This window comes from Spartinivicinus ruber, from assembly GCF_011009015.1.
GTDB lineage: Bacteria > Pseudomonadota > Gammaproteobacteria > Pseudomonadales > Zooshikellaceae > Spartinivicinus > Spartinivicinus ruber.
This window is the reverse complement of record NZ_CP048878.1, coordinates 2,674,922-2,701,091: the sequence shown is the minus strand read 5'-3', so window position 1 is coordinate 2,701,091 and position 26,170 is coordinate 2,674,922. Positions and strand designations below refer to the sequence as shown.

Here is a 26,170-nt window from a genome sequence, read left to right as displayed (position 1 = left end):
CCTAAGTGCTTAACTAGTATAATGAACGTCACTATGACGTATAATACTCCAAATTAATTGATCAAGCTCATAGGTTAATATCAAAATTAATATTTAGCTATTCTTTATAAATAAACACTAACATAATAGGTATGTTCAGAAAATAACAGTAAGATGTGCTTGGCTAAACGGCGCTTGCCATCCAGGCAAAAATAGGCTTAACATGGAGTCTCCTCACCAACCCAGGCCATGGGGTCATGTACCATCATAATGGCCCCTTTTACACATCACCCGTTTATCAGCCGCTTGCACAATCACGGATGCAATGCTGGAGGCTTCGGTAAATTCTTTAACGGCCACACCATCTTCAGAAAACCTGTTTTTACCGATTTGATCGTAAATGCTGATTTCAGTGGTGAATTGTTGATAGTCACTACTACGAGCAATTACATTATATCAAGTCATTGAGGTTCCTTTTTTAGGCATAAAAAAACCCGGTGGGTGCCGGGTTTTGTATCATATGATATTCTTTTTATAAAGGCTCTATAATTTCATTCATGATATAATCTGTTTCCCGAGCTGCAAGCCCAAAAGCTGGATGGTGTTGTCTCACAACCCAACGCTTTTTAGTTGTATCCCATTCAATGGTGGTTCTAGTAATTTGTACATTATCATTAAACTTAACATTTTCAAGTTGATGGGTCTTTTTAGGACGGCGTCCGTTTTCCCCCTGCGAGAGCTTAGATTTTTGCAAGGTTCTATTGCCATATCCTTGATAGCCTACACCAACTTTCTTCCCATGATTAACATATATTTGATAGGCTTGTGCAGGAGGCTGAGCAGGCACTTTCTTAAAGTCTGGTCCAAAATCAACACCTGCACGCTCTTGAATTCTTTCAAATGCAAACCTTCTAGTGTCAAGCCATGTTTTTTCGTCCAAGAAGCGTGTTGAGTCATCAGCAGGAGAAAACCTATTATCAGGTGCTTGTCCTTTCTTGATTCTTTCTTTTAATTTTTTGTTTGAAATTTGAGGCCCATGACGTGCAATACTATGTCCCCCATCTAAATTATCAATTTGTTGAGCCGTTAGTTTTTTTGGTCTTTCTCCCCTGAATCTGTTACCACTACCGCCTCCGATACCATTTGTAGCATTGTGCTCAAACTGACCTTGACGATTTTTTATAAAGGTTCCTTCTAAACCATTCTCAGTGTATTTGTAATATCTATTTCCCCAAGCTCGCTGATATGCACTAATTTTTCCCGAGGAATCTAAAGTAAATGTAGTTTGTTTCCCACCAACTTGAGAAATTCTTGTTTGTCCTTGCTGCAATGAAGAGTATTTACTTTTATAGTGGTTGAAGTTATTTTTAAAAGTTCTACTGCTTGATGTAGATTTAATTTGATTGACACGAGGCTTTAATGAGTTTCCACTTGGCCTTTTTGCTTTAGCAATCTTTAAAGAAACTCGTGATCTTGGTGCACCTGAAAATCTTCCTTTTGTAATTTTAAGAAACCCTTTTGATATGCTTGCAATTTCAGCAATTGAAAATGCAAAGTTAAGCATTTCTTGAAATTCTGATGGTTCGGGCTGTGGATATAAAAAGTCAGAACGTCTATTTTCAAAGGCTTGAGTAAGTCTTGTATAATCATTATCGAATCTAGGTTGAATACAGTCCTTCAAAAGTATTTGTATTGTTTTATCACCATATGCGTACTCATGTGCACTGGCAGACATTTCACATGGAACTTCCCTCTGCATTCCTGCTTGAGGTGCTGCAGAGCGATTAATTAATATAGATGAGCCAATTTTACTTGAAAACTCTAGGAGTGTTGGTAAATTGTCTGGTATACCTGTCGTTTTGTTTATTCTTGGTAAATAGGCTACTTCAAATTTATTTGACAGGTTCATAATAGCTGCTAATAATTTTGAGCTATTAGTTCCATTTTTTGTATAAAATCTTTGAGCTTCACTTTCTCCAAATTGAATCTGATACATTCCCATGATGTAAGCAGCATAAGCTTTTAGCATGGGAACATCAGATAGAGCAAAAAATTTTGTATCTTGCTGATTACTAAAAAAAGCATTTAACCAATATTGATAGATTTCCCCCACACCTCCTTCAGGATTAAATTGGGAGTTTCCACTCAAATAGATAAGTGAACGAATTTTACTTTCTAAAGGAATATCTGTAGGCATTTCTTCAAAAACTTGCTCTACGACATCTTTAATCAGCTGATCTTGCTTTGTATTTGTATATATGATTTGGGCACTTTCCAAAGCATTATGAAGTAAAACATTCAACCTCTCTCGATGCTGATCTAAAATTCCAAAAATATTTACAGCGTAATTATTTTCCTGCTCATTATAGATAGCGACTTGTAATAATTCATCTATTCGGTAGAGTGGATTAAAATCAAGCAAGACATAATCATTTTCATTACATTCATCGTGTTGACAATTCTGATTATCTTTTATACGTCGTGAAAACTCAAATTGTGAAAGTCCACTTGGACCCACCATAACTGGGACTTCATTTATTCCAAAAATATTGTCTTCATAAGATTCAATTTCAGTTTCTGTCAACCCAGACAATATTTCATGCTTGATCATTTCCATTTGAGCATCATCACGTTCATTTACAATCTTTTCTTGCTCATCAAGCCATTGCTCAATTTCATAATGAGTCAAGGTATTTGAAAATGATGAGGTTGAAGACAAAGAGAATGTAACACCAGCGATGAAAACCGCTAATTTTGATTTTTTCATATACACCACGTATTAAAAACAATATTCGAGTAGCTTATGTTCAATATATAAGCTACTTATTAATATAACAGACAATAAAAAAAAATACATATTTACACGAATATAAAAAATAATTATTTACAAACCTTACAATAAAAATATATCTCATTTGCATTTAAGGGGATATCACACAAAACCAATTTAAATCCATTTATTTTAAAATAAATAGGTAAGATACTTAACAAGTAAAAATTACAAAATATTTTTATTATTGACTGATATCAATACTTTTAAATTCTTGCTGATTATTAAAAAATGTAACAGCTATTTCCGGTTTGGGCCACCACCTAAAAAGGGTATACGGTTTAATGGCACTACCTAAAGGGTCTCTAATATTTTTGTAACAATATGTAACACCAATTGATCTCAACCAATAAAGTTAATAAAGTCTCGGCCTGAAAAATTGACATAAGTCAATTGGTGTATATTTGGTATTACTTGAATCACTTACTTTAGATTGACTCATATGACTTGCAAGCTTGTTATGAGGAATATAAAGATTCCTCTTTCTGTAGTACTTTCTCTTTTTTTCATGCTGTCTCATGCAGTATTTGCAGACACAACAAATGTATTTTGCGCTAAACCAGATGGAAGCAAATGGTATTGGCTAAAAAACAATAGAGATGATCAGGTAACTGTGTCCGGTGAGTGGATGGAAGTGAGTAACGCTGATATTCAAATGTTTGAAATATCACATATAAATTATAAGAGTCTTAACTCTCAATGTAGAAAAAATTTTGTAGCACAACCTGCTAATAGCGTATTTTCAAGCTGGAGCGTGTTTTCTGTAAACAAAACTGATGGAACAAACTATATTGCACCGGGAGTGTATATAAACCTCTCAGAGTGTCCTGGCTGTTTCATACGTTTTAAATAAATAATCTAAACCAGGTGACCAAAATGAAATGCATGGCTCTCAGATTTTTAACTATTTCCCTTATCTTGCTTTGCTCTAATACATATGCTGAATGGACTAATGTAATTTGCGCTAAGCTAGATGGAAGTAAATGGTATTGGCTGAAAGACTCCAATGGCAATCAAGTGACCGCTTCTGGGCTATGGTCTGCTGCTTATCTAAGAGGTTCAAGTACTGAATATATAGATGCTTTTAATATTTCCGATGAAACTTACAATAACATCTCTTCTCAGTGTAATAACTCATACGTAGCCCAGCCTGCAAAGTCAACATTTAGTTCATGGGCTGTTTTTCAGATTACAAAGTTTGATGGTACTTCATATTTAGCACCAGGAAAATTTGTTAAACATAGAGATCGTAATTGCTTTTTGAGTCCAGTAAACTGTAGGCTACACAATAACACAATAGCTAGTTATTTGGATCACAACAAGCCCATACTTACAGCGTATGGGCAGAATTCCTTCTTAGGAAGCCTCTCTAAAACACGGTCTAATTTACTATAAATATTTTTGATATCGGCACGAAACTCACGCCACATTTCACTATACAACTGACGGAGGGCGACTCACTGTTGCAATGGTATATGTTCCTGCTCAGGTTCATGGCTTCGTGGTATTTTTCCATGTCGCTAGCCAAACCTTGTCCCCGATTGTGCCTTCCGTTTACCCATCCTCTACTGCTAACTTTTTATCTGGCCAAGCGAAGTCAAAACCCCATCTCCATATGGGTTGGAATTTGTATTCGCTTACTGGCATGGGGAACTTATGAGCTTTTAAATGAAGCTTTAAGGTTAACTCCAATTGACTCATATCAAATCCTGGGTTGCTTTCTGACTAATTGTTCATTTTTAACTAGACAACTAGACCCCTAGTGTTGTATTGTCCGACTTGCATTATTTAAGACAATTTAAACCACCTGTTATAGGTGCATTGCCTCACTCTTCCCTCTGTTCATCCGAACTTTTCGATGAGGCAATGCTTTTTTTCACTGGATGGTTATGTAATTGGCTTAATCTTAAATACACCTCATACATCCCTTGAGCTTCATCATCTGGGCCTCTGCTTAGGTGCAACGTTGCACTTTAATAAAATTTTATGGTACATCTATCTATAGCTGATCAAACCCATGTGCTATTATAAGATAATAGTTGTCATATACAAGAAGGTTGTAGATGTACTATTTACTTGCTTTTCTTATTCTTATCTTCTCAGAAGTCTCCTTTGCTAAGTCTTTTAGAATCTTAAATTGGTCTGCATACATTGACGACTCAGTGCTACAAGACTTTGGAAAAAAACACAACGTAGATATAAAATACGATACTTTTGATGACCTCGATGGTTTTAGACAAAAGTTTTTGGTTAAGTCCAAAGAAGATGCTTACGATGTAGTTTTTCCACCAGTTGATTATGTACCAGCTCTTATAGAGCGGAAGGTACTATACAAACTTGATAAAAGCCTTCTACCTAATATTGATAAACTTTCCGACACTTCCATAGCAGATTTAAAAAAGTATGACTCAACTAACGAGTATATACTTCCCTATCTTTGGGGAACAGTAGGGCTAGGTATCAATGTTGATCAGGTAAAGAAAACTCTCAATCAAGATAATATTCCTAACTCCTGGAAACTTGTATTTGATCCTGTATTTGCAGAAAAACTATCATCATGTGGTATTTCTTACTTAGATAGTGAAATTGAAATCTTCCCTTTAACTCTAAACTACTTAGGAAAGTCAGGACAATCAAAAGAACGTTCAGATATAGTATTAGCCTCTAAACACCTAAGAAAAATAGCACCGACAATAAAGTACTTCGATTCTGAAGAATATATTGATCGACTAAAAGATGGAAAAATATGTATTACCATCGGTTACTCAGGTGATATCTTTCAGGCTATTTCTGATGCAGAGGAAGAGAAAAAAGGCTATGAGTTAAAATACATAATCCCAGAGGAAGGCTCAACTCGTTGGATAGATGCTGTCGCCATACCAAGCAATAGCAATAACCTTAAAACTGCCCATGCCTTCTTAAACTATCTAATGGAACCAGAAGTTATTGCTAAAATATCTAATTTTGTGTGGTACGCAAACAATGTTCCCTCCTCAACGTCATTAGTTGAAGATGAAATAGTTAATGACAAATCAATTTACCCCTCTCCTGATGTAGAATCCCGGCTATTTTCAATACCAAAATACGAATTAAGATTCCAACGATCAATGGTTAGGTACTGGACACGAGTCAAATGTTCCCAGGGAGTTGTTGAATGCAGAGCTCCTGTATCTGGACTCCCAGGATTCTAAAATTTTTAAATAGCTAACTAATAACCTCGAACAATATTAAATTGAAATTGAGTATTTGAGACCAATAAGGTCTGCTCTAGACACACCTGCCCTTGATTCCATATTGGTTCGCCCTAACGCCATTGAGTCTACACCCCCATATTTTCATCTACTTCTTGCACTTCAATAACTTAGCTGACCCTATACGCTCTAATCAACACAAATACTTACAAACATCTTGTCCTACAAAGGCTATACACTATAATACTGTACATACATACAGTATACGGAGAACAAAATGCGCGTAGAACAAGTTGATAGAGCCCAACTGCTTGAGCTAGATAGCCTTCAAACGGCTCCACTCTATCTAGAGGCAGTAGAGGCAGGTTTTCCAAGCCCTGCATCTGACTATGTGACAGCTGAGATTAACCTTCACGATTACATGGTCAAACACCCCGCTGCGACCTTCTTTGTCAAAGCATCGGGCTATTCTATGACCAATGGAGGTATTCAGCCAGGAGACTTACTTGTTGTAGACCGCTCGATAGAAGCCAAGTCAGGGAATATTGTTATTGCTGCTCTGGATGGAGACTTAACCGTCAAACAATTAAAGATTAAAGATGCTCAGAGCTGGCTTGTTCCTATGAACCCCAATTTTTCTCCTATCGAGATTAAAGAGCAAGACTGCATCATTTGGGGTGTTGTTGTTTATATTATTCACAAAAGCTATCCATGAAAAAAATCGCTATTGTTGATTGCAACAATTTTTATGCAAGTTGTGAACGTTTGTTCCGGCCTGACCTGGAAAATAAGCCAATAGCTGTCTTATCAAACCAAGATGGCTGTATTGTTGCGCGGTCAAATGAAGTAAAAAAACTAGGCATCAAAATGGGTGTACCAGTTTTTCAAGTAATGCACCTGATTAAACAACATAATATTCAACTATTTTCATCAAACTATGAAAATTACGGGGTTATCTCTGAGCGAGTCATGCAGATACTTGAGTCATTCGTACCTGACACCGAGCGTTACTCTATTGATGAAATGTTCATGGAGCTAACTCATTGCAAGTTTATTGATTCTATCTCTGATTACTCTGTAATGATTAAAAAACAAGTCATGAAGCAAGTTGGCATACCTGTCAGTATTGGTATTGCTAAAACAAAAACGCTAGCCAAACTTGCAAATCATTATGCTAAGCAGCACCCTGAAACGGGTGGTGTATTTGACGCAACTGATTCAACCATTCAAGAAGAACTGCTCAAGCTCATGCCATTGGAGGAAATATGGGGGGTTGGGCACCGCCTTTATAAGTCACTTACTAATATGGGGATGAAAACGGCTTATGACCTGGCCTGTATGCCGCCCACGTTAATCCGACAACGCTATAGTGTTGTTTTAGAGCGTACTGTTCGAGAGCTTAATGGAGAGTCTTGTATTGATTTAGAAAACGAAGCTCCCGCTAAGCAACAAATCATCTGTAGTCGTTCGTTTTCACAACGCCTTTATAAGCTGGAGCATCTGAGAGAAGCGATTAGCACCTATACAGCACGAGCGGCAGAAAAGCTACGAGCCCAGGGATCATCTGCACATAACATTACTGTTTCTATTCGTACTAGCCCCTTTGCGGATGTACCACAATACCGTAATAGCGCTTTGGTGCAGCTCCCCCACCCAACTTCTGATACACGACTACTGGTAGAAATGGCAACCCAAGGGCTTCACCATATTTTCAGGTCTGGTCATGCCTATGCTAAGGCTGGAGTCATGTTGAGTGAGATTTGTGAGCAACAAGTTATACAACAAGACTTGTTCACCCCCATGCTAGATACACCAAAATCTAAACGCTTAATGCAAGTAGTTGATGACATCAATAGACGTTATCCTAAAGGGCTATTCTTAGCTAGTAATGGTATTAATCCTTCGTGGAAGTTAGTAAGACGTCACCTGTCACCTCACTTTTTTACTAACTGGGATGAGCTGCCGAAAGTCTCGCTATACTGAAAGTAAGCACATTCAAGGATGAAAGCATGTGTGGACAATTTGCTTTAAGTAATAACTTTACATGGGGCCATTTTTGTCAGAGGCTTGGGTTAAATGATAATAATCACGTTATCTGGTCATAAAAAGCTAAAAATAATACATGAAAAGTCAATGCTACTTATGTTACTTGAACAGGAAGATATAATTTTAAACTGGCTTAATCCAATGATGAATGATACGAATCATTTTGCAGAGTTATTTACAACAAAGCTCTATGATTCATTTACAGCTCAAGCAATAGATAAACCAAGTTTATTAAATCCTATTGCTGAAAGCTTTAAAATACAAAGTGATTAGATTCTTCTCAACGGTTGTAGAGCTAACAAACTAAAAAGCCCTTTAGAAAAAAGGGCTTTTATGGTTACTCTCCGTCTCCGAATAATCCACCAAAGCCATCCTCATCTTGCTGGCTTTTAGCAAATTTACTCTCCCAAATATTAGTTAACTGATCTTCAGTAATATGCCAGTCTACAGTTTCTTTTTGACGATCAACCACAACAAAATTCTCTATGTTTTCTATATCCTCAGGATTACTTGGGTTTTCATATCGGCTTGCTTTCGTTTCATTTATTACTTTTAACAGCGCATCTACTTTTTCTTGAGAAAAACCAGTAACATCGAGTATACCAGTAGTCCCCATAATGTCCTGCCCACCTTTTATATTGTGTGTGTGGGTTCGAAATGCACCATTTAACCATTTTGTTAGTTCAGGGTTACTTGAATTTATATCAGAAACAGGAGCATCCTTTAACCCCTTATACCAATCGTGGTAAATAATCTGTAAAATACCTGGTCACAGTATTTCACTTAATTTGACTAGGAATTTAATAATGGCAAGGATTGCTTCTATTCCAGATGAATTGTATGACTACGACTTTGATGCCTTACTGAACAGAGAACCACATCCAAGAACACGGCTTCGCTTATTAGCGATGGCTCATTTACAAGCAGGTTGGTCTCAAACTGAAATAGCACGAGCATTAAGGAAATCAAACAATACCATTCAGGACTGGCTCAACCGTTTTAGACGAGATGGCCTTGAAGGACTTTATGAACAACCCGGTAGAGGAAAAAAACCGTTTCTTTGTCCTTCACAATATAATGAATTTAAAGCAGCGGTTATTACCTTACAAAACCATCGTCAAGGCGGTAGAGTTCAGGGTAAAGACATACAACAGTTGCTGCTGGAACAATTTAATATAGACTACAGCTTAAGTAGTATTTATGAAGTATTGCATAAAGCAGGACTTTCTTGGATTACATCAAGATCTAAACATCCTAATCATCGCCCAGATAAACAGCAAGCATTTAAAAAAACTTTGAAAAAGAGGCCTTAAAAGTACTTCCCTCATGCGTTTCTCCAGATAAAGTTGATATTTGGTTTCAAGATGAAGCCAGAGTGGGTCAGCAAAATACCTGTACGCGTATTTGGGCAGAGAAAGGTACGCGTCCACGAGTGGTAAAGCAACAACAGTTTGAGTCAGCTTATCTCTTTGGCGCTGTGTGTCCTGCTAAAGATAGAGGAGTGGCTCTTGTATTACCTATTGCTAACACAGAAGCAATGAGGTTGCACTTAACAGAAATTTCAAAAGCCATTTCTAAGGGAAGACACGGACTGGTTATCGTTGATCAAGCGGCATGGCATACGACTCATCGCCTAGAAATACCTGCGAATATCACGCTATTAAATTTACCACCCGTTTCCCCAGAGCTTAACCCGGTAGAGCGGATATGGGAAAAACTGAGAGAAGATTCACTGGCAAATCGTTGTTTTAAAAATTTCAATGATATTGTTGAGTCTTGTTGTGAGGCATGGAATGTATTTGTGAATAAGAAAAATAACATTAAAAGCTTGTGCTCCAGATGTTGGGCTGTTTTAACAAGCTAATAAACAGGATTGGTATTAGGCGGCTGGAAGGGGTCTAATCCTACCTCTATTGTTTCACCATTCAAATTTAACTTCCCTACAAAGTCTACACTTTCACCAGCTGAGTCAGGTCTTGATACAGCTTCAGAGTTAAATAGTTTAGCTTGAGCACTTCCATCATGGAGTACTAATGCAGTTGAGTGAGATTCTTCAAGCTCTTGTCTTGCAGATGAAGCTGTAGTATCTCCTCCATGAGCAGGGTCTGTCTTCGAAAAAAGATTATCCGTCGTATTTTTTACTTTAGGGTTATTAATTGGAAATTCATTTTCATAATCAGCCCGAGCAGTCTCACGAACATTAGCAGCTCCCTGGCTACTTGACGGTCCAGGAGAACACTCTCCCCCTAAAGTCCTTCTGCATCTAACATTAACTTGTTCTTCTTCTACTTCCACCGGTTGCTCACCCTCAACACGAGGTGTACTTTCAGGAGTAATTGTCGGCTCTGAAATTTCTTCTCTTGGAATAATTGGTCTTCTTCCAGCAGCTAGGTTTGGACCACCACCAAAGATTCGTGGATCAACTGGAATTTCAGGTGGCTTGCCTGTTTCTAAAGTATCTGATGCTTGGCCAGCAATTTGTTGGAGTCCTGCAAAACCTCTCCCAAAAGGTCCACCCAAAAAGCCAATAATCCCTGTTATAATTGAATCTGCTGGTTTAGCTTTCTCTTTTGTACTAGCAGAATTTGCATCAGCTTCCTGAATCGAGTCGCCTCTTGCAGCGCTCACAAATTTAGAACCAATTTCTGCAGCATTTGACCAAGGCCTAGCGAAAGCATCAAGATATTCTGCCGCTGAGCTACCACCCCATGTAAACCTTAGTTCGTAAGGTACTGGTTCAACAGTAACATAACTATTATCACTTTTTTCTGGTTTTGGCTCAGGTTGAGATGGTTGCCAATCAGGTGGAATACCGCGTTTTTTTCTAGAAAGTGGCTGATCTTGAATACTTTCAGCAACACTAGCACCAATTTTTCTAGTTAATTCAGATAAACTTGATACTTGGTTTTGTACTTTCCTAGATTCACTACCAGGTAAATTATTTAAATTTGTTACTTGCTGTGTAACAGAAACAGGATTAATGGTATTCATGAAAACTCTCTCGTGCAAACTTAAATCGCGAAATAAATATACGTTCTAAGAAAACAAAAAAATGATAATTAATTAACAGTCACCTTTAAAAAATTTTTATTTGTGTGGGTAGATTAAAAGCACACTAAAACCTTGATTTTTCAGAGCACATATCAGAGAACCAATTAAATTAAAACAAGAGAGCCTATACCTATTTTAGGTAGTTTTACCTATAGAATTGTTATTTTCCGTTACCGATAAATTATATTTAATCTCTTTAATAATATTAAATATATGTCTTGTTGATAGTCCATACTTAAGCGCAATCAAGTCAGCTCTAGATATTCCTGACTTTGATTTAGTTGTTTCATACTCTTGTTTAATTAGTTTATCACTTACAATTTTAACTTCACTTTTGATTGGAAGTTGGATAGTTTGAAGTTACTTGCAATTTTTCTAGCCACTTCTGGTCCCACTGCAAGGATGATCTTTGCCTATATAACTCTTGAGATATATACCCTAACACCTCTAAGGCATTGGCCTAACTTGATAGCAGCTTGCTTTCCAATAATTTCCGTTAGCTCCTTCATGATTGACATGATGTATATCCTCTTTGGATCAATATAAAGCACTATGTGTGAACTTCTTTAAGTGGCTCGGGTCATACTGATTACACGGTAGCCCCCGTGTGCATTGCTTCGTTTTACTTACTACTCCCTAAACCAACGTTGACGAAGCAGTGCTTTTTTTATTTGGCTATTCCTAGTCTCAATACTGCTTCCTATCAGTATATCCTTACCGTATTCCCATGGGTGCCGATCTCCCCAAGATCAAAACAGTCTGATTTAATTTGGGCTCCTCTGGTTATGTGATTTCTGAAGAATTCAACGAGACGCTTTATTCCACCATGGGTAAAGTACCTCCAGCTATAGCCATAGAGGATGTAAATACATTTTCTGGTGTATGAATCGGTAAACCACACTTTTCCACACCCATCAATTTCCATGGATGCAATAAAAGGGTTTTCAACGTTATTCGGTTTATCTGCATTTTCTGAGAAAATGCACCGACCACAAGTGGCAATGATTTTGATTAGCTTGTTTACTGCTGCAAAGCGTTGTTGCTTGGTTTTATTAGTCATTTTTTTCATACATAAAATTGTAAAAGTGATGATGTATATCTATACATTATTGATGTACGACTCTTGATCTTCCCTCCATTCAGCAGCCTATTTTTATTAGGTTGACTCACGATCAAATAAGAAGTATTAGAACGGATTGTAGAAAAGCTGGATTCTCACCCCCTAAAAATTTCCGAGTAGTAATGTACACGCACTATTTAGGAGTTGTTTAACTATGTTGACTGTGACACGTCGTATCGGTGAATCCCTGAAGGTTAGCAAACCTAAGCAGGTAATAATACTGCATGATGAGCTTGAAACAGACTATTTTTGAAATAATAAAGCCAAACAGCTATTTATTGGGATAATAATTTAGGTAGTTCCAACCGTAAATCATAAGGATAAAAACACGACAGTTGATCAAAAAAATATTTGCTTGCGTCTACTGGATATTATGAAAAATTATGAAGTAAGATTGATTTTGCGTTAAATAACGCTACAATTATTTAGAGATGCTGCCCAGGGCAGAACCGGCATGGAGTATTCCTCCGAGGGATTTTAAGTCCAAAGAAAAACCTTTGGCTTTCAATGTGTTACAGCATATTTCATAATATTCTGCTTTTTATCCACCCTATATAAATCAATGACTTAAAAACACCCAAACCACTGTATATTATGAAATTTGCAATTGGGCTTGAATGCCCAAAATTAGAAGTCATTTGTTGTATTTAGCCTTTCCCTACAAGCTATCTCCCAAGTCATTTCAATTACGTCCATAAGCTTATCCATATACTCAGGATTGGAATCACAGAGGTCTATCAGCATCCTGAACGTTTTTGATAGCTTGTGACCACCATTATGTCCAATAGTTAACCAGATCATATCTCTTCCCAACATCTCGCAGACCTCCTGGGCAAAATCCAGGTTCATGTCTCCACTGGTAATGATCTTTCGTTTGCTTTCCCATTTACCACCTAAAGCCTTGGAAAGCATTCTCGCGGATGTATTCTGTTTATCCAGCTCACGCTTAACCCTGGCTTGCCTTTCTTTAACTCTTTTACTAACTGATGAATTACTACTCATAATGAGTGCATTTTAGACAAATGGTAATAGAAATGGTACTGGCGAACTCAAAAAATTGGGTAAAAATCCTACCCAATCTATGCGTATTTTTAGCAAATTAGTCGTAAATCTGGGTAATAATCTTACCTAAACGCCCGATTGATTGTTTTATGTGCTTTATTTCACATTAGCTTATGCTGTATATTTGGGCAGTGTTAAATGAGTAGACAGCTCTACTCATACATAAGACAGTTAAGGACTATTTATAGAAGGAATTCGCAATGAAATACCGTAGTCCCGACGACTGTCAGCACTTTTCTTTTAATGACATACAAAAAATTGCTGACAGCCGCTCTATAAAAATTGATAAGAGATTAGCCCGAATTAAAGAGACGCACGGGACCAGCCCTGAAATGGAGGAGCTAACCGACGATATAAATTTATTGAAAAAACAAAATGACATTCTTTTAAGAACGTTCATTCTGCAATACCAGCAAAGCATACATCAAGCGAAGGATATAATGCTTTGTCTTTATAGAGCAGACTCTTTTTAATTCCCCCTTTAAAGTACTGAGGTATTGTTTATTTACATAATGAAAAAAGAGCTACCTCAAGGATAGTTAAGTAGCCTACCTAGTTCACACCCTCTTGTCGGCAGAGGGTTGATTCTAGCTTACAATTACAACCTTTCATTATTAGTTTTTTGAAACTGGGTACCCAATCTTTAAACCTGATTCAGTACCAGCACAGCCCACTAGTGCGCTCTAAACTTCCATGTTCCCAGTCGTAGCGTTTTAATACATTGCTGCCAATCCAGGTTCTCTATTGTTACCCTTGCTAGCCTCAAATGAGCTTGTGAAAGGGTTTCTTTTAGCCTGATTAAGTTAAACCTTAATAGTGTGGTGCCAAAGGTTCGGCCAGTTAGTTTAACACCAAAGATCAGCTGCTGCAGCTAGTAAAACCGTGCTGCTCGTTGGATATCGGTTAGCATTTCAGGTGGGGTACTATTTTACCCACTCAAATAACTGGCGGCTAACCAAAGCCTTCTTAAACTGTCGGATAAATTCTTCTAAGTAATGCTGCACTACCCGGAATAAGTTAATCACATCCGACGAAATATCATTTAATACCTCTGCTTTCGACGGCTCCTTCATAAAAAATAATGCGGCTGACCACAGAACGGTTCAACCTAGCAGGTGTGATCAGGAAATAACGGTAAGATGTGCCTGGCTAAACGGCGCTTGCCGCCCATCCAGACAAAAATAGGTTTAGACATAGAGTCTCCTTCTACGAGGGAAAAAACACTCACAAGGCATTGCAAGTTGAGGTAGACTGATAAAATATAAAAATTTTCAAGAAAAAAGAGTTTATTGTTAGGCTAACGCCAAGCTAAGCGGCGCGCGGTATCACGTCCTAGCTTGAGCACCTTGTTAGCTGCGCGATAGATGCGGCCTGATTTTTGACTCTAGGCCACCTATTGCAACGTCAATTTTATTGGTTAATTCGTTTTCTATGGATTTAGTATCAGAAACCGCAGACCGTACTTTTTTAGCAAAGTCTTTGTCTTTGAAATCTTCACCACCAGAATATTTATCTGCAATCACGGCTTCAATATTTACTTGAAGGCTACGGACACACTGGCGCAACTCTTTAGCTTTTTCCTTAATGCTCACACCCCAAAGCGCCTCAGCTTCTAACACAGCAGCATCAAAATGCTGAACTGCTTGGCCAACAGGCTCCCATCTTTTAGAGTACACATATGCCCATGCTTGTCCTTCTTCCTCTGCTGTATGCTTACCTAGTGAGCCTTTGTACCCGTCAGGAAATTCCGCCGCAAAAATAAACGGAGAGCGACAATAACCAATCTCATCTCTTAACTTGTAGACCGACTTAATCAGTTCTCTGGCAACTTCAAAGTTGGCTTTTCCTCGGAGTTCCTTCTGCCACTTTTCAAGTCCAGTATATGCTACATATGCTGTAGTACCTGCTGCTCCTGCAAGAAAAACATCTTTAATTATAGAAAATACTTCTACAGCGCTCATCTTTCCTCCGAGCAGTTAACGACCAAAGAAGCGGCGCGCATTAGCGCGTTCAGCCCGCAAGGCGATGCTGCCTTTGTTTATTAGGCTTCTGATACAGCGCATAATTTGGCTTCTCGATATTCTTCGTATCTTGAAATAACGAACTATATTCTGGGTGCTGTTCTGAAATATAAGATAACAAAAGATCAGCGGTATCTGATACGTAATCCATTCGAGAGCCAATCTCACGAACTAGATTGATTTCTTCATGAGTCGCTGCAGAATTATTTACAAATTCTGAGGATAGATAGCTTTTTATAAGAGTGTCTGTATTTCGAATCTTTAGTGATAGCTGGTGAATATTGCGAACTTGAACAGCAGAAAGGAAACCATATAGCTCTATATTTTTTACTGCCTTAAAATCTCCGTATTTGGCGAACTCCATGCGCTTAATAACTTCCGAAATGTTTCTATCATCTCCGTCTATTAGACTAATGGGAATACCCGAAAATTGATAATGATTTAGAACGTTAAGAAGCTCTCCAAACAGTATTTTTACACAGGTTTTTTTCTTGACATTCTCATTTACCCTTCTGCTTATATGGTTCGCAATAATATTTAGTACAGCAGCTATTATTGCCCCTATAGCTATCCCAAATGTTATGTTCAATTTAGAAAACTCCATTTATAGCCTACACTTATTTGTCAGTTTTGATGGCCCTTGTTATGACGCAATATTTGTAAAAATATAATAGAAAATGTATCCAACAAAACACCATGCGGCAATGTAATGAGTGTAGCCAAGCCACATGAAAAATTGAGCTCTAAGCCAAAGCCAAAAATATCCAGGCCACTCTAAAAACTTTTCGGGTTTTTGGTGAAGGCGAGTAAATAAATAATCCACAGGCTTGTGATTTTCGTATTTTTCTAATATTCCATAGTACTCTTCTACCAACTCATCATACTTACTATAGCCATCAGGAATCCCCCTTAACTTTCTAGCAAATCTTCCTAACTCCACTCCATTTCTATGCATCGCTTCCGCTCGAGATACAAAATTTTCCTGGCCAAGCAATAAGGAATAAACAAGCACCATAACAGCTAAAACTGATTGAAAGCTATTCAATAGTTGCTCAGGAATGGTTAATTTTACACCATAGGCTTGGAAGAGAGGTATAAAGATTAAAGCTGCAGAAATAAAAGCTACAGTCCACTGCGATACCTTTTGGTGTGCTGCAAATCTCTCGCTAGCCTTGTACCGAGACTTTGTTGTCAGCTTAGTTCTTCGCAGTAACTCTTTTATTTTGCTATTTTCTAACTCTGCCAAATCGTCCTCCTTGAGTCATAACGCCAGCCGTACCGGCGCATTTGTAGTGAGCGCAACGAACGAAAAATGCGTCCAAGTTTACGGCATTGTTAGGCTTATACGACATAACCAGCACTACACATCTCTTTTATAAGCTCACTCTTCCAATTGCCTTTCTCGTCTAGCGCAATGTAAACGACCCCACTAATATCGTTTGGTGTTTCGACCGGGCCTTTAACTACCGCAGTCACTCTTGAACGACTTAGTTTCCCAATTAAATAACCGTGTTCAAATACGACATTTTGGCGCGCTCGATAGTTGCCGTTCAAAGCACCAAACTTAGAGCCGACATCGCAGGGCGTGTAACGGTGTTTGTCAACGTAGTTGTCGTGTTATCTTCTTATCTTCATCGAGCTATCTCAAAACGTGAGGCATAATAAATATTAATAATCAATTTAGGGCTAATTATTAATAACACAGACAACACCCATTGCTCCTTCTGGTGGACGCCTTGCGATGCAAAGCATCCATCCTCAGCAGCTTCAATTAAAGAGGGGAGTTGCACAGTTTTAAATGGATATTAACGAGTTTGATTTCTCTCAGGGTTTAAGTGGACTTCATCTGCCAACTCCCAGTTTCGTATATTCCCACTCCATCGGTTAGGGGAAGCTGCTTTAGCTTGCTCATAAACCTGTTTCCGCCGGCTTAAAATAACTAGGTCTTCACCTGTATGGCGTTGTACCGGTGTTACAAACTTTAATCCACTATGCTGATGCTCATGGTTATACCAATGAACAAATTGATCAACCCACCGTTGAGCGCTTTCTAATGAGGTAAACCCTTGGTGAGGGAAATCTGGTCGGTATTTAGTGGTCTTAAATATGGACTCTGCATAAGCATTGTCATTGCTAACTCGCGGTCGACTATAAGAAGGCTCAATACCAAGTTCAGCGAGTTTGACTTGTAAAGCGCTTCCCTTCATTGGACTCCCATTATCTGAATGTAATATCAGGGGCTGCTGGTGAATTTTATGGAGATTTTCCCGCCAGAAGGCTTTCTGTATTAAGTCTGCCGCTAGGCTACTACGCTCACAATCGTGCACCTCCCAGCCAACCACCTTGCGGCTGAAAACATCAAGGATCAAATACAGGTAAAAAAAGATGCCGGTGACGGGACCTGGCAACCAAGTGATATCCCAGCACCAAAGTTGATTAGGGCCTGTCGCCGTGTGGGTGGTTTTCGGTTTGGGTTGACGAGATTGGGTCTTCCCTCGATGGGTTGATAACCCTTCTGCCCGCATGAGCCGATAAAAGCTGGCTTCACTGGCAATATACTCACCTTGATCTGCTAATTTAGGCACAATCTGAGAAGGTGGGAGGTCAGCAAACTCCGGTGAATTCAGCGTTTCTCGCATCTGTTGATGAACATTGGGAGGCAGCTTATTAGGCGGCAATGGACGCTGTGCAGTGGTGCGGCCATCCGGTTGTAGCTCACCGCCTTGCTGCCACCGTTGATAAGTGCGCGGGGTTAACCCTAATACTTCACAGGCCTTAAATTGCCGAGCCCCTGCAGTTGTGGCTTCCCCAATTAACTGAACTGTTTGTTGCCTATCCGCATACGACGTTAGGCTTCCTCGTCCGGTCCCCAGATTGACTGAGCTTTTTTTTGAAGGACTAACAGGGCCGCGGCTTCGGCCAGTGCTTTTTCTTTTCGCTTTAGCTCTTTTTCAAGTTGTTGGCACCGCTGCTTTTCCACTTGCAAGCTTTTCTTTAGCTCCTGGGAGGGTTGCTCTGGCTGAATAAATGCCTGTTTCCACTGCTCAACTTGCTCAACATACAACCCTTTTTTTCGGCAATAGGCTGCTAGCTCTGCTTGAGATAAGGCCGCTGTCTCAATGATCACATTAAGCCTTTGTTCTGATGACCAGCTTTGATTTGATGTTTCTTTCGGCATGTTGGCAGATTGACTTCGCACTTTGGTTTTCCAAGTATGCAGGGTTGACTGAGGAATGCCAGTCATTTTGTGTACCACTGGGACTGATTTATTTTCGGGTGGGAGCAATAGCTTTAAGATATTTTCTTTTTGCTGTTTGGTATATTTAGCCATCAGTTATCTGTCGTCATCTCAGTGAATAAAAACGACAACTAGCCTGACAGAGAGGGGTAAAGTACGACACCAAACCCAACATTGGAGTAATGTTCGATCTTTTCGATTATTGTGCGCCCCGAACTAGCTTGCATATGAAGAATAATAGGTTCCAGGCCTAGGCTTTCGATGAACTCGGCTATCTCTAATTTAGCGATTTCGTCATGGCCATGCACAATGAATACTTGTGATGTGTTGAATGGAACCGAACCGTCAGCAGTTGCTGGCGGAACTATAGGTGGTGGCGGTGGCTCTTTTAATGCTTGCGATGCATTTAACTGCTGTAGGGTAATTAGGCCGTGCTTGAGCAAAATATCAAAAATAGCTTCATCTTTTACAGCCCAATGAGTTCGAGACAATTCCCAACGACCTAGGTCGATATCTGCTCTTAGGTTTTCTATTGATCCAATCGGCAAGAAAGGGAGGATTGGATCAAACTCAAAATCTACTACGACGGTATTCTGCCGAACCCTAATATCTGTGATATATCCAATTCGAGATTCTTTATATTCGTTCTCTATGACGAATAAGCAGGGAAAGCTTTTTAATTCCCGAATTGCTTTTTCATCGAAGAATTTATACCGCTCGCTGATTTCATCAGCAGTATATTCAACAACTGCCCTAGCTCGCTCGATTTCCCAATGAGGTGAATCCCAACTCTCCGGGTTTGCTGAAATAAGTAGGTTAAACAATGCTGATAACCTCCTTTTTGAAGCCTAACGCCGTGCTCTGGGGAAAACCGAAGCACAGCGTAGGTTTTTCCCTAGCAGCGCTTTGTTAGGACTGGGTTGACTAAATTGCAACGATCACCCTCCACTTTTCAAAATCAGGTTCCCATAAGTCAAAATATGTTGTTAGTTGGCCCTGTAAATTCATTTCAAGCTGATTCGAATTTAACTCCGTTCTATGCCAAAGAGCACAAGCCTCCAAGATACTTAAGGCAGCAACAAAATCTAGAGCGTCATCACCTTCAAACCAATACTTAGCCCCTTTGCTGACATTGCTAGTCAACTCAGCATGCTTAAGCTCGTATAAAGCCTCTCGCCTTTTCGAGTTTCTATCAGAAGAATAAATAGGGTCAACATCAACCAAAACCCATTCGTCTGATATTAAGTGCTCAAGCAACACTTTTATATCTGTGCTTATGCTAGTCCTAACTACTAATGAACGTCACTATGACGTGATATACTAAAAAATCGGTAGTTCAGGGTAATAACAGTGATTGATGAATACTACATTTATAGTGTTTATAGTTTTTTCCCACACACTGATGGTATTCATTTCATCCGACTTTATAGTATTAACTACCTAATCCTCCAACACATTTGGATTCTTTCTAATGTAGTTCCATGTCCAGTCAGTTATATTTACTGGAAAAGTAAAACTACCCTTCATGCCTCCATAACTGACACTTGATGCCAAAATTAAGAAGCCCTTTGAAATTAAAATATTTACATTACCATCTTGAATACTTAGATCTTGTGTCCTGATATTATTGATAATATAATATCTTAAAATTTCTTTTTCTTTTGGAGTAAGATTTGATATCTCCTCAGTTGCTTTGTTTAACCTTTTACGTGTGTCGATCATCTTTATGATTTTTTTATATGCAGATGGTATAGCTGGTTGAATCCCTACGATCAGAAAAAATAAGAATACTACTCCAAGCCACTTTCTATACTCATCAATGAAACTTTCAAGTCCCAAACCTTGTACAAACCATCCGGGCCCCCATAGCAGTAAGCAGCTAACGATTATTAAAGGCCATACAACTTCTCTTGGTGCCTTGATCCAACTAAGTAGATCCATATATCTAGCATCTGATCCGTTTGTTACTTTTATCCTGTACTAAACTCACATTATTACTGGTTAGGAATTCGTATGTAAATCATCCCATTGTCTTTTTCTTCAATGGTAATATTAATATCATACCCATTATCTAAAGTTGCAGTTGCTTTGTAAAAACCAGTTGTTACTTCTTTATTTATACTCACACCCATACATTTTGCTGAACTATATAATTGTGATTTGATTATATCTGTGACTATAGGACAGGCAGCTTCTTCTATAATTAATCTAGCACCACTAATAGCAAGGAATATTGACAAGAAAAAAGAAGCTATCCAACTATAAAAGTAGTTCCTTTTATGATTTAGTAATGTTGCACGTTTCCATATATAAACAGGTACAATAAAAACCGTCCAATGATTTGGCGCAATGTAACCCGCTGCCTTCAACTTTCTTATGTCCATTATACATAAAATAGTATTGGCGATAAATGATGGAAAAATCAAAACTGTACCAATAATAAAATCAATAGTAACTCCTAGAATTGGAACTACTATCAATATCCAAATGAAGTTATTAGCTACATCCTCAGAAGCTAGAGGTGGAGGAATTGCTGGATCTGCTGATTTTAAAATGTCAAATAACCGTGTTTCCTTAGCAGGTTTCCAATCCCCTTTACCATTCCATACTTTCGTCGAAGTAGTTATTTTACCTGCATTAACAGCGACTTTAATATCATCAATGCTAACAGGGCCTATTTGTTCTCCGTTAACTGCATAATGCCATTGTGTCATAATAAATACTCGTAAATAAATTTTAAATCACTAAATATAGGATTGCAGATCAATAAACAATCATTTGTTATACTAATGACTTACTTTCACATATTACTAAACAGTATTTTTTTATTTAAATGCCCTTTACGCTGTAATTTAGATTTAACAGGCCAATATTTTTGTTGCCTTTATTGTCTACTATTTATTAAAAGTTACTGCCACATCACTTTACCAAAAATATTTTCTGGATATAGACCAATTACCGCCTTTTGTGCTAATAATCTAGCGGTTTTAGTTCTTGGCTTTGATAAGTAATTAGCAATCCCTGATTCAGCAGTAGTGTTATTGAATGCTTTATCTGAACGCATTAGAACATCAACAGTTCTACCCTCATATTCTGTTACATCTGGGTGCTTTCCAAATTTCGATTGGCCAAAATCTACTACACCTCTACGACGACAAGGCAAATTGATTCCAGCTTCTGGAAAAAGAACCATATATCAAAATCTTTAACACCGTTTTTACTATCAATGTAATGCAATGCTGTTCCCTGACATAGCGCAACTAAACTTTCATTGCCAAAATACGAGCTTTTATATCTTGGATTTCGTTTAAAAAAAAGCCCTCATATCTTCAGAAGCTAGTTGATACAATTTTTTTAGGTCTGATAATGTAATTTTTTCTAAAGATCTTATCATTTGGCTTTCCTTACCCAACGATTAATTGATCATTATCTATTACTGGGTTGCCCCGCACTCACCGAACACCTACAACCCATCGACTTATTACCTCTATACATCACCCGCTCTATTGACCACTTACCTTGCATATGACCCGGAAAACTCCCATCTAATTCGATCAATCCTTCCGCTACTAACAACGGATTCGCTGGTATTTCTAAGGAAATATTCACACCTTTACGACCCACTTTTCTTAGCTGACTTTGGCCTATTTCTCTGGCCTTAGCCTCACTGTCAAACAGGTGTCGTAGTTTTTTATAGGCAGGTTTGCCTATTTTCACTTCTCGTTCCTTAGCGGCTTTTCCATCCCACCAGAGAGTGACCACACCATTATATTTACCTCGACTCGGTAAAGTGGCATGTGCATTAATAAAATTATGATTTGTCGGCTGGTTATTGGCAGGCAAACCAACTTTAACAGTCAATAACTGTTTACCCGATATGCTTTTTAGCTGTCCTTTTTTAGCCAGAATATACAGCTGGTTGACAGGCTTAGCGACTGCATCATACTGCCTGGCTAAACGGGTAATAAACGACATATCCGTTTCGTCGGTTTGATCGACATGACTTACTTTAATATTAGCTAACGCTGGATCGACGCGAGGTAAAAAACCGTGTTTTTTTACGATATTTTCAAATAACACACCGAGTGTATATTGCTCATAGGACTGTGACCGTCTTTTCTTAAACGCACTGTCATCTTTCACCTGAAACGGTGCCGCTGTTGCAACTATGGTTATTTCCATCGGAAATAATTTGGCGTTAATCCGGGTAATTAAAAACTCGCCTTTATCATAAGGAACACCTTGATAATTCAGTATTAACCCTATTCTTTCACCTTCTTTGGGTAGGCCAGGTAATCCTTCCGCATCGACGACTAGTTTTAATTGGTCAGACTGATGACCCGCCGCATCGGTTAATTCCCAGGAGATGAGCCGTTGATTAATAATGTTGGCATGCGCACCCGTCATAGTTGGATATACGCGATAATCTAATCCCATAATTGTATAACTGGCTTTGGTTTTATCGGTTGAGGGGTGGGTAAAGTGAGGGGAATACCGGCGGGTAAGATATAAGTGAGTTGTGTTATTTCTGGATTGAGTTGATAAAAAGCGTTCTCTAATTCGTCATTATCTTGCCCTAAATGCCGGTATAGTAAATCAGCTACCGTATCACCGGCCAGGGTCGTGACGCGCATTAGCATACTCCTCTAATGACAGGGTAAATTCAATTACTTGGGGTTCCCCGGTAGGTAATATCCGTTTATGGGTTTCAGTGACTTCCAGTATTTTCCACTGCCCTAAATTGGTACCCCGGCCATCCACTAAAAAATAAGGCTGACCGGCCAGCTGCATCTGTCGTAAACGCAATAAATTATCTTCGCCAGTCACACCAAAGACCTTACCATTTACGCTAATGGTATCTAAATTCGGTGCACTAAAGTGACTTAACGGTTTACCATTTACCACTTCGGTATTCACCCATTTAACGGAAGATTTGTATTGTAATTGCTCATACGCCGAGCGATGGGTAATACTGAATACAAAATCCCCTAATGCCATTTGTTGTCGCATTAATCGTTATTCCTATCTGAAAGCGAACCATCCAGTCGTTCGGCTAATTGACCACTGGCCATTAACGGTAAGACTTGAGATTGCATTTGATTGGTAATGCTATCGGCTAGCGCTTGGGTATTATTGGGATCAATGCCCGGTGGCATCATAAAACTTAGGTTAAAGGTAGGCGACACTTGTTGGTGGTTGTTATTAGTAACGATCTGCTGAGACACTTTTTCAGGTGAGGGTAATTTATCGGTAATGGGTTGATTAACAATATCAGCCACCTTGGGTTTAAGCTCGACTGTTTCTTTTTCATCGTCATCATCAAACCAGCTGCCAACGCCTTCACCAATCCATTTACCTAAACTGCTCCCGGCAATCCCCCCAACGACACTGCCAATGGCCCCACCAATTACGGTACCCACGACCGGTACCACACTACCCACTGCCGCCCCCATGGCACCACCGGCCATCGCTCCACTTAAACTGCCGGCTATATCGCCTAACTGTCCACCGGCTTCTGTCGCATCGCCCGCCATGGCCGCATCAGCTAAAGCAGTTGCCGCCAGTCCAACCCCTAATGGCCTCACCACACGGCCTGCGCCTTGTAATAACCGTCGGCCTATTCCTGGGGTAACAGCCGCAGCAGGGTTGGGTAAAACGGGTAATGTACGGCCTCTGCCGGATAGTCTCCCACGTCGGCTTCGCCCTCTGTTTCTTCTACCACGCCTTCTTCGTCTACCACCACCGTCCATCTGGCAACAACAGCAAGCACAGTTAGCGCCTAATTGTCGTCTATTGTTATTGCCTCGACCCGTACCCGCTAAGGTATTATTCAACTGTCGTAGTGACGTATTCGCTTGTTGGGTTTGGGTGGCCGTGGTCGCTGTCGTACCGCCTAACCTGGCACGGGCTCGGCGTAAATAATTAATCCCTTGGCCAATACCGAGGGCCATTAATTTAATGGCTAATCCAGCCCCAATTAACGCCACACCACCAGCGCCAATTAAGCCGATGGTTTTAGCTACGGTTGGATATTCCTCGGCGGCATCCGCTAATGAGTTAATAAATTCGGTGAGAGGATCAACAATGTCATTTAATACCGGCAATAACTGATCGCCCATTACTATAAATAAGCGGTCAAAACTGTTGCCTAATAATTCTAAGTTATTCGCAGTAGTGGCTGAACGGGCCTGATACTCCTTTTCCATGGAGCTAAGGTAACGACTTTCATCCCCGGTTAATTTGAATGCATTTTTTAAATTATCCAGGTTTTTAATTAAGGGCATCACTGCCCCTTTCGATTCTTCTCCAAATAAGGCAGAGACTAAGGCGCTGATTTCTTCCTCGGGCATATCCTGAAAGGCTTCAAAGACCCGAATAATGGTGTTAGGCGCATCCTGTAGCATTTCACCGGCTAATAATTCCGGGTCAAAGCCTAATTGCCCCCACACTTGTTTTTGGCGTTTGGAGGCCATTTTCCCTTTGGACATGGCCCCGGTGATATTTTTTAAGGCCGTAGCAGCGACTTCTTCAGCTGCACCACCGGATAATAAGGCAGCCGAAAAACTCGCGGCCTGGACTTCTGAAAAGCCAGAGGACATCGCCACTGATCCCTGGCGTTTCATTACCCCAGCAATATCCTTGGCTTCTGCTGATAGGTTATTTGATAAATAATTAGTAGCATCCGCCAGCTTAATTGCCCGGTCTTGATTTAATCCCATTGCCGAACGCCAGGCGGCCATGGTTTTACCGGCTTCTTCTGCCTCAATATCAAAGGCCACACCCATTTTGGCCGCCGAGGTCGCAAAGTTTAATAACTCACCTTTGGCGATATTACTTTGGCCACCGGCGGCAATAATTTCTGATAAGCCGTCTGCGGCCATCGGGATTTTAGTGGACAGCTTCAGTATGTCACTGGCCATTTGCTTGTCTTCGCCTTTGGACCCGTCAAAGTCCACGACTTTTTTTACATCGGCAAAAGACGATTCATAATCAATGGCTTTTCTGACAGGCTGGGCCATTAAATACCCCGCGGCGGCCACTTCCATCATCGCGCCATAGACTTTGCCCCGTTCCGCTTGGTTAGCATCAATTCGGGCTTGGGCCTGATTAACCGCCTGCATTCGTTGCTGTTGAGACTCTAAGGCATTATTGGCTTGGTTCACCGCACCCGCCATGCGGATTTGTTCAACCACTAAACGGTTAGTATCCACACCGGCATCAGACAACTCCCGTTGTAGGCGGTCTAACCGATTAGTTTGAGTTTGATACTGCGCATTTAACTGAGTCACCGCCCGGTTAGCCCGATCAAAATGTCGCGTCAGTTGTCGGCTGGGGTTTTGGGTATCCCGCATCTGTTGGGCTAACTGACGCTGCTCCAGCCTGGCATCAGATAACGAACGGCTGGTGTCTTCCATTTGCCGCTGCAATCGATCATAACTGCTCATATCCCGTTGCACGGCATTCAATCGGCGAACCTCAGAACGTTGCTCACGTAATTGTGATGTTAACTGTTCGGTGGTGCGCTGATACGACTGTAGTGGTGCCGAAAAGCGGTCAATCGCCGCAATGGCAATACTATATTGAGCGTTTGGCATAACGTTGTAGAGTCAGTTGATAACGACGCAGGGCTTT

Annotated in this window: 25 protein-coding genes and 3 pseudogenes; 8 read left to right on the top strand and 20 right to left on the bottom strand. The window is 39.7% G+C overall.

The window, feature by feature from the left end; translation table 11 throughout:
- Positions 1-511 precede the first annotated feature (511 nt).
- Entirely contained in the window at positions 512-2,746 is a 2,235-nt protein-coding gene (locus G4Y78_RS12940) for a hypothetical protein (RefSeq protein ID WP_163833413.1), read from the bottom strand.
- 505 nt (positions 2,747-3,251) lie between these two features.
- On the opposite strand from G4Y78_RS12940, the gene G4Y78_RS12935 reads away from it, so the two are divergent.
- From G4Y78_RS12935 to G4Y78_RS12915, 5 genes are all read left to right on the top strand, one after another.
- Positions 3,252-3,662: a hypothetical protein gene (locus G4Y78_RS12935; RefSeq protein ID WP_163833412.1), complete on the top strand. Its 411-nt coding sequence runs from the start codon at positions 3,252-3,254 to the stop codon at positions 3,660-3,662.
- A gap of 1,210 nt (positions 3,663-4,872) precedes the next feature.
- Entirely contained in the window at positions 4,873-6,000 is a 1,128-nt protein-coding gene (locus tag G4Y78_RS12930; RefSeq protein WP_163833411.1) for an extracellular solute-binding protein, read from the top strand.
- Positions 6,001-6,277: 277 nt separating this feature from the next.
- Positions 6,278-6,715: a LexA family protein gene (locus G4Y78_RS12925; RefSeq protein ID WP_163833410.1), complete on the top strand. Its 438-nt coding sequence runs from the start codon at positions 6,278-6,280 to the stop codon at positions 6,713-6,715.
- Positions 6,712-7,983, top strand: a complete 1,272-nt coding sequence (locus tag G4Y78_RS12920) for a Y-family DNA polymerase (protein WP_163833409.1) — start codon at positions 6,712-6,714, stop codon at positions 7,981-7,983. Before G4Y78_RS12925 ends, G4Y78_RS12920 begins: the two co-directional genes overlap by 4 nt.
- Before the next feature lie 93 nt (positions 7,984-8,076).
- Complete coding sequence (locus tag G4Y78_RS12915; RefSeq protein WP_163833408.1) at positions 8,077-8,319, top strand: hypothetical protein; 243 nt, start codon at positions 8,077-8,079, stop codon at positions 8,317-8,319.
- Positions 8,320-8,383: 64 nt separating this feature from the next.
- Here G4Y78_RS12915 and G4Y78_RS12910 read toward each other — a convergent pair whose 3' ends face one another.
- Positions 8,384-8,662, bottom strand: coding sequence for a hypothetical protein (locus G4Y78_RS12910; RefSeq protein ID WP_163833407.1), 279 nt, complete (start codon positions 8,660-8,662; stop codon positions 8,384-8,386).
- 190 nt (positions 8,663-8,852) lie between these two features.
- On the opposite strand from G4Y78_RS12910, the gene G4Y78_RS31380 reads away from it, so the two are divergent.
- Together G4Y78_RS31380 and G4Y78_RS31375 are read left to right on the top strand one after the other, a co-directional pair.
- Positions 8,853-9,359 (top strand): IS630 family transposase, encoded by a 507-nt coding sequence (locus tag G4Y78_RS31380; protein WP_163832145.1) that lies wholly within the window; start codon positions 8,853-8,855, stop codon positions 9,357-9,359.
- A 23-nt stretch (positions 9,360-9,382) separates the two neighbouring features.
- Positions 9,383-9,910: pseudogene (locus G4Y78_RS31375) on the top strand (IS630 family transposase); the annotation flags it as partial.
- Here G4Y78_RS31375 and G4Y78_RS12895 read toward each other — a convergent pair.
- The 3 genes from G4Y78_RS12895 to G4Y78_RS12885 all read right to left on the bottom strand — a co-directional run bounded on the left by G4Y78_RS12895 (position 9,907) and on the right by G4Y78_RS12885 (position 13,219).
- Entirely contained in the window at positions 9,907-11,037 is a 1,131-nt protein-coding gene (locus tag G4Y78_RS12895) for a hypothetical protein (protein WP_163833406.1), read from the bottom strand. The pseudogene G4Y78_RS31375 and the gene G4Y78_RS12895 overlap by 4 nt on opposite strands.
- Before the next feature lie 763 nt (positions 11,038-11,800).
- The gene (locus G4Y78_RS12890) at positions 11,801-12,157 is read right to left on the bottom strand and encodes a hypothetical protein (RefSeq protein WP_163833405.1); all 357 of its coding nucleotides are present in this window, start codon (positions 12,155-12,157) and stop codon (positions 11,801-11,803) included.
- Between the two features lie 687 nt (positions 12,158-12,844).
- Positions 12,845-13,219: a hypothetical protein gene (locus G4Y78_RS12885; protein WP_163833404.1), complete on the bottom strand. Its 375-nt coding sequence runs from the start codon at positions 13,217-13,219 to the stop codon at positions 12,845-12,847.
- A 260-nt stretch (positions 13,220-13,479) separates the two neighbouring features.
- Here G4Y78_RS12885 and G4Y78_RS12880 point away from each other — a divergent pair, with 260 nt between their 5' ends.
- A complete protein-coding gene (locus G4Y78_RS12880) occupies positions 13,480-13,752 on the top strand; it encodes a hypothetical protein (RefSeq protein WP_163833403.1) in 273 nt (90 codons plus the stop codon).
- 450 nt (positions 13,753-14,202) lie between these two features.
- Here the strand turns inward: G4Y78_RS12880 and G4Y78_RS30645 are convergent, their stop codons facing one another.
- The 15 genes and pseudogenes from G4Y78_RS30645 to G4Y78_RS12805 all read right to left on the bottom strand — a co-directional run bounded on the left by G4Y78_RS30645 (position 14,203) and on the right by G4Y78_RS12805 (position 26,133).
- Positions 14,203-14,352, bottom strand: a complete 150-nt coding sequence (locus G4Y78_RS30645; RefSeq protein ID WP_178124459.1) for a hypothetical protein — start codon at positions 14,350-14,352, stop codon at positions 14,203-14,205.
- 276 nt (positions 14,353-14,628) lie between these two features.
- Positions 14,629-15,240: a hypothetical protein gene (locus G4Y78_RS12870; RefSeq protein ID WP_163833402.1), complete on the bottom strand. Its 612-nt coding sequence runs from the start codon at positions 15,238-15,240 to the stop codon at positions 14,629-14,631.
- Between the two features lie 49 nt (positions 15,241-15,289).
- Positions 15,290-15,904: a hypothetical protein gene (locus G4Y78_RS12865; protein WP_163833401.1), complete on the bottom strand. Its 615-nt coding sequence runs from the start codon at positions 15,902-15,904 to the stop codon at positions 15,290-15,292.
- Between the two features lie 39 nt (positions 15,905-15,943).
- Positions 15,944-16,546: an SLATT domain-containing protein gene (locus tag G4Y78_RS12860; RefSeq protein WP_163833400.1), complete on the bottom strand. Its 603-nt coding sequence runs from the start codon at positions 16,544-16,546 to the stop codon at positions 15,944-15,946.
- A 95-nt stretch (positions 16,547-16,641) separates the two neighbouring features.
- A pseudogene (locus G4Y78_RS31700) lies at positions 16,642-16,878 on the bottom strand (TIR domain-containing protein); the annotation flags it as partial.
- A gap of 227 nt (positions 16,879-17,105) precedes the next feature.
- A pseudogene (locus G4Y78_RS12850) lies at positions 17,106-18,631 on the bottom strand (IS3 family transposase).
- A 38-nt stretch (positions 18,632-18,669) separates the two neighbouring features.
- Positions 18,670-19,362: a TIR domain-containing protein gene (locus G4Y78_RS12845; RefSeq protein WP_163833398.1), complete on the bottom strand. Its 693-nt coding sequence runs from the start codon at positions 19,360-19,362 to the stop codon at positions 18,670-18,672.
- 100 nt (positions 19,363-19,462) lie between these two features.
- Complete coding sequence (locus G4Y78_RS12840) at positions 19,463-19,798, bottom strand: hypothetical protein (RefSeq protein ID WP_163833397.1); 336 nt, start codon at positions 19,796-19,798, stop codon at positions 19,463-19,465.
- Between the two features lie 180 nt (positions 19,799-19,978).
- Positions 19,979-20,479, bottom strand: a complete 501-nt coding sequence (locus tag G4Y78_RS12835) for a superinfection exclusion B family protein (RefSeq protein ID WP_163833396.1) — start codon at positions 20,477-20,479, stop codon at positions 19,979-19,981.
- A gap of 53 nt (positions 20,480-20,532) precedes the next feature.
- Positions 20,533-21,252, bottom strand: a complete 720-nt coding sequence (locus G4Y78_RS12830; protein ID WP_163833395.1) for a DUF4339 domain-containing protein — start codon at positions 21,250-21,252, stop codon at positions 20,533-20,535.
- Positions 21,253-21,446: 194 nt separating this feature from the next.
- On the bottom strand, positions 21,447-21,731 hold the full coding sequence (locus G4Y78_RS12825) for a hypothetical protein (RefSeq protein ID WP_163833394.1): 285 nt from the start codon (positions 21,729-21,731) through the stop codon (positions 21,447-21,449).
- 233 nt (positions 21,732-21,964) lie between these two features.
- Positions 21,965-22,975 carry a contractile injection system protein, VgrG/Pvc8 family gene (locus G4Y78_RS12820; RefSeq protein ID WP_163833393.1) on the bottom strand — a complete coding sequence of 337 codons (1,011 nt, stop codon included), beginning with the start codon at positions 22,973-22,975 and terminating at the stop codon, positions 21,965-21,967.
- Positions 22,966-23,172: a tail protein X gene (locus tag G4Y78_RS12815; protein ID WP_163833392.1), complete on the bottom strand. Its 207-nt coding sequence runs from the start codon at positions 23,170-23,172 to the stop codon at positions 22,966-22,968. The genes G4Y78_RS12820 and G4Y78_RS12815 overlap by 10 nt, the downstream gene beginning before the upstream one ends.
- The gene (locus tag G4Y78_RS12810; protein WP_163833391.1) at positions 23,147-23,548 is read right to left on the bottom strand and encodes a phage tail protein; all 402 of its coding nucleotides are present in this window, start codon (positions 23,546-23,548) and stop codon (positions 23,147-23,149) included. The genes G4Y78_RS12815 and G4Y78_RS12810 overlap by 26 nt, the downstream gene beginning before the upstream one ends.
- Positions 23,548-26,133: a phage tail tape measure protein gene (locus G4Y78_RS12805; protein WP_163833390.1), complete on the bottom strand. Its 2,586-nt coding sequence runs from the start codon at positions 26,131-26,133 to the stop codon at positions 23,548-23,550. Before G4Y78_RS12805 ends, G4Y78_RS12810 begins: the two co-directional genes overlap by 1 nt.
- Between the last annotated feature and the right edge of the window lie 37 nt (positions 26,134-26,170).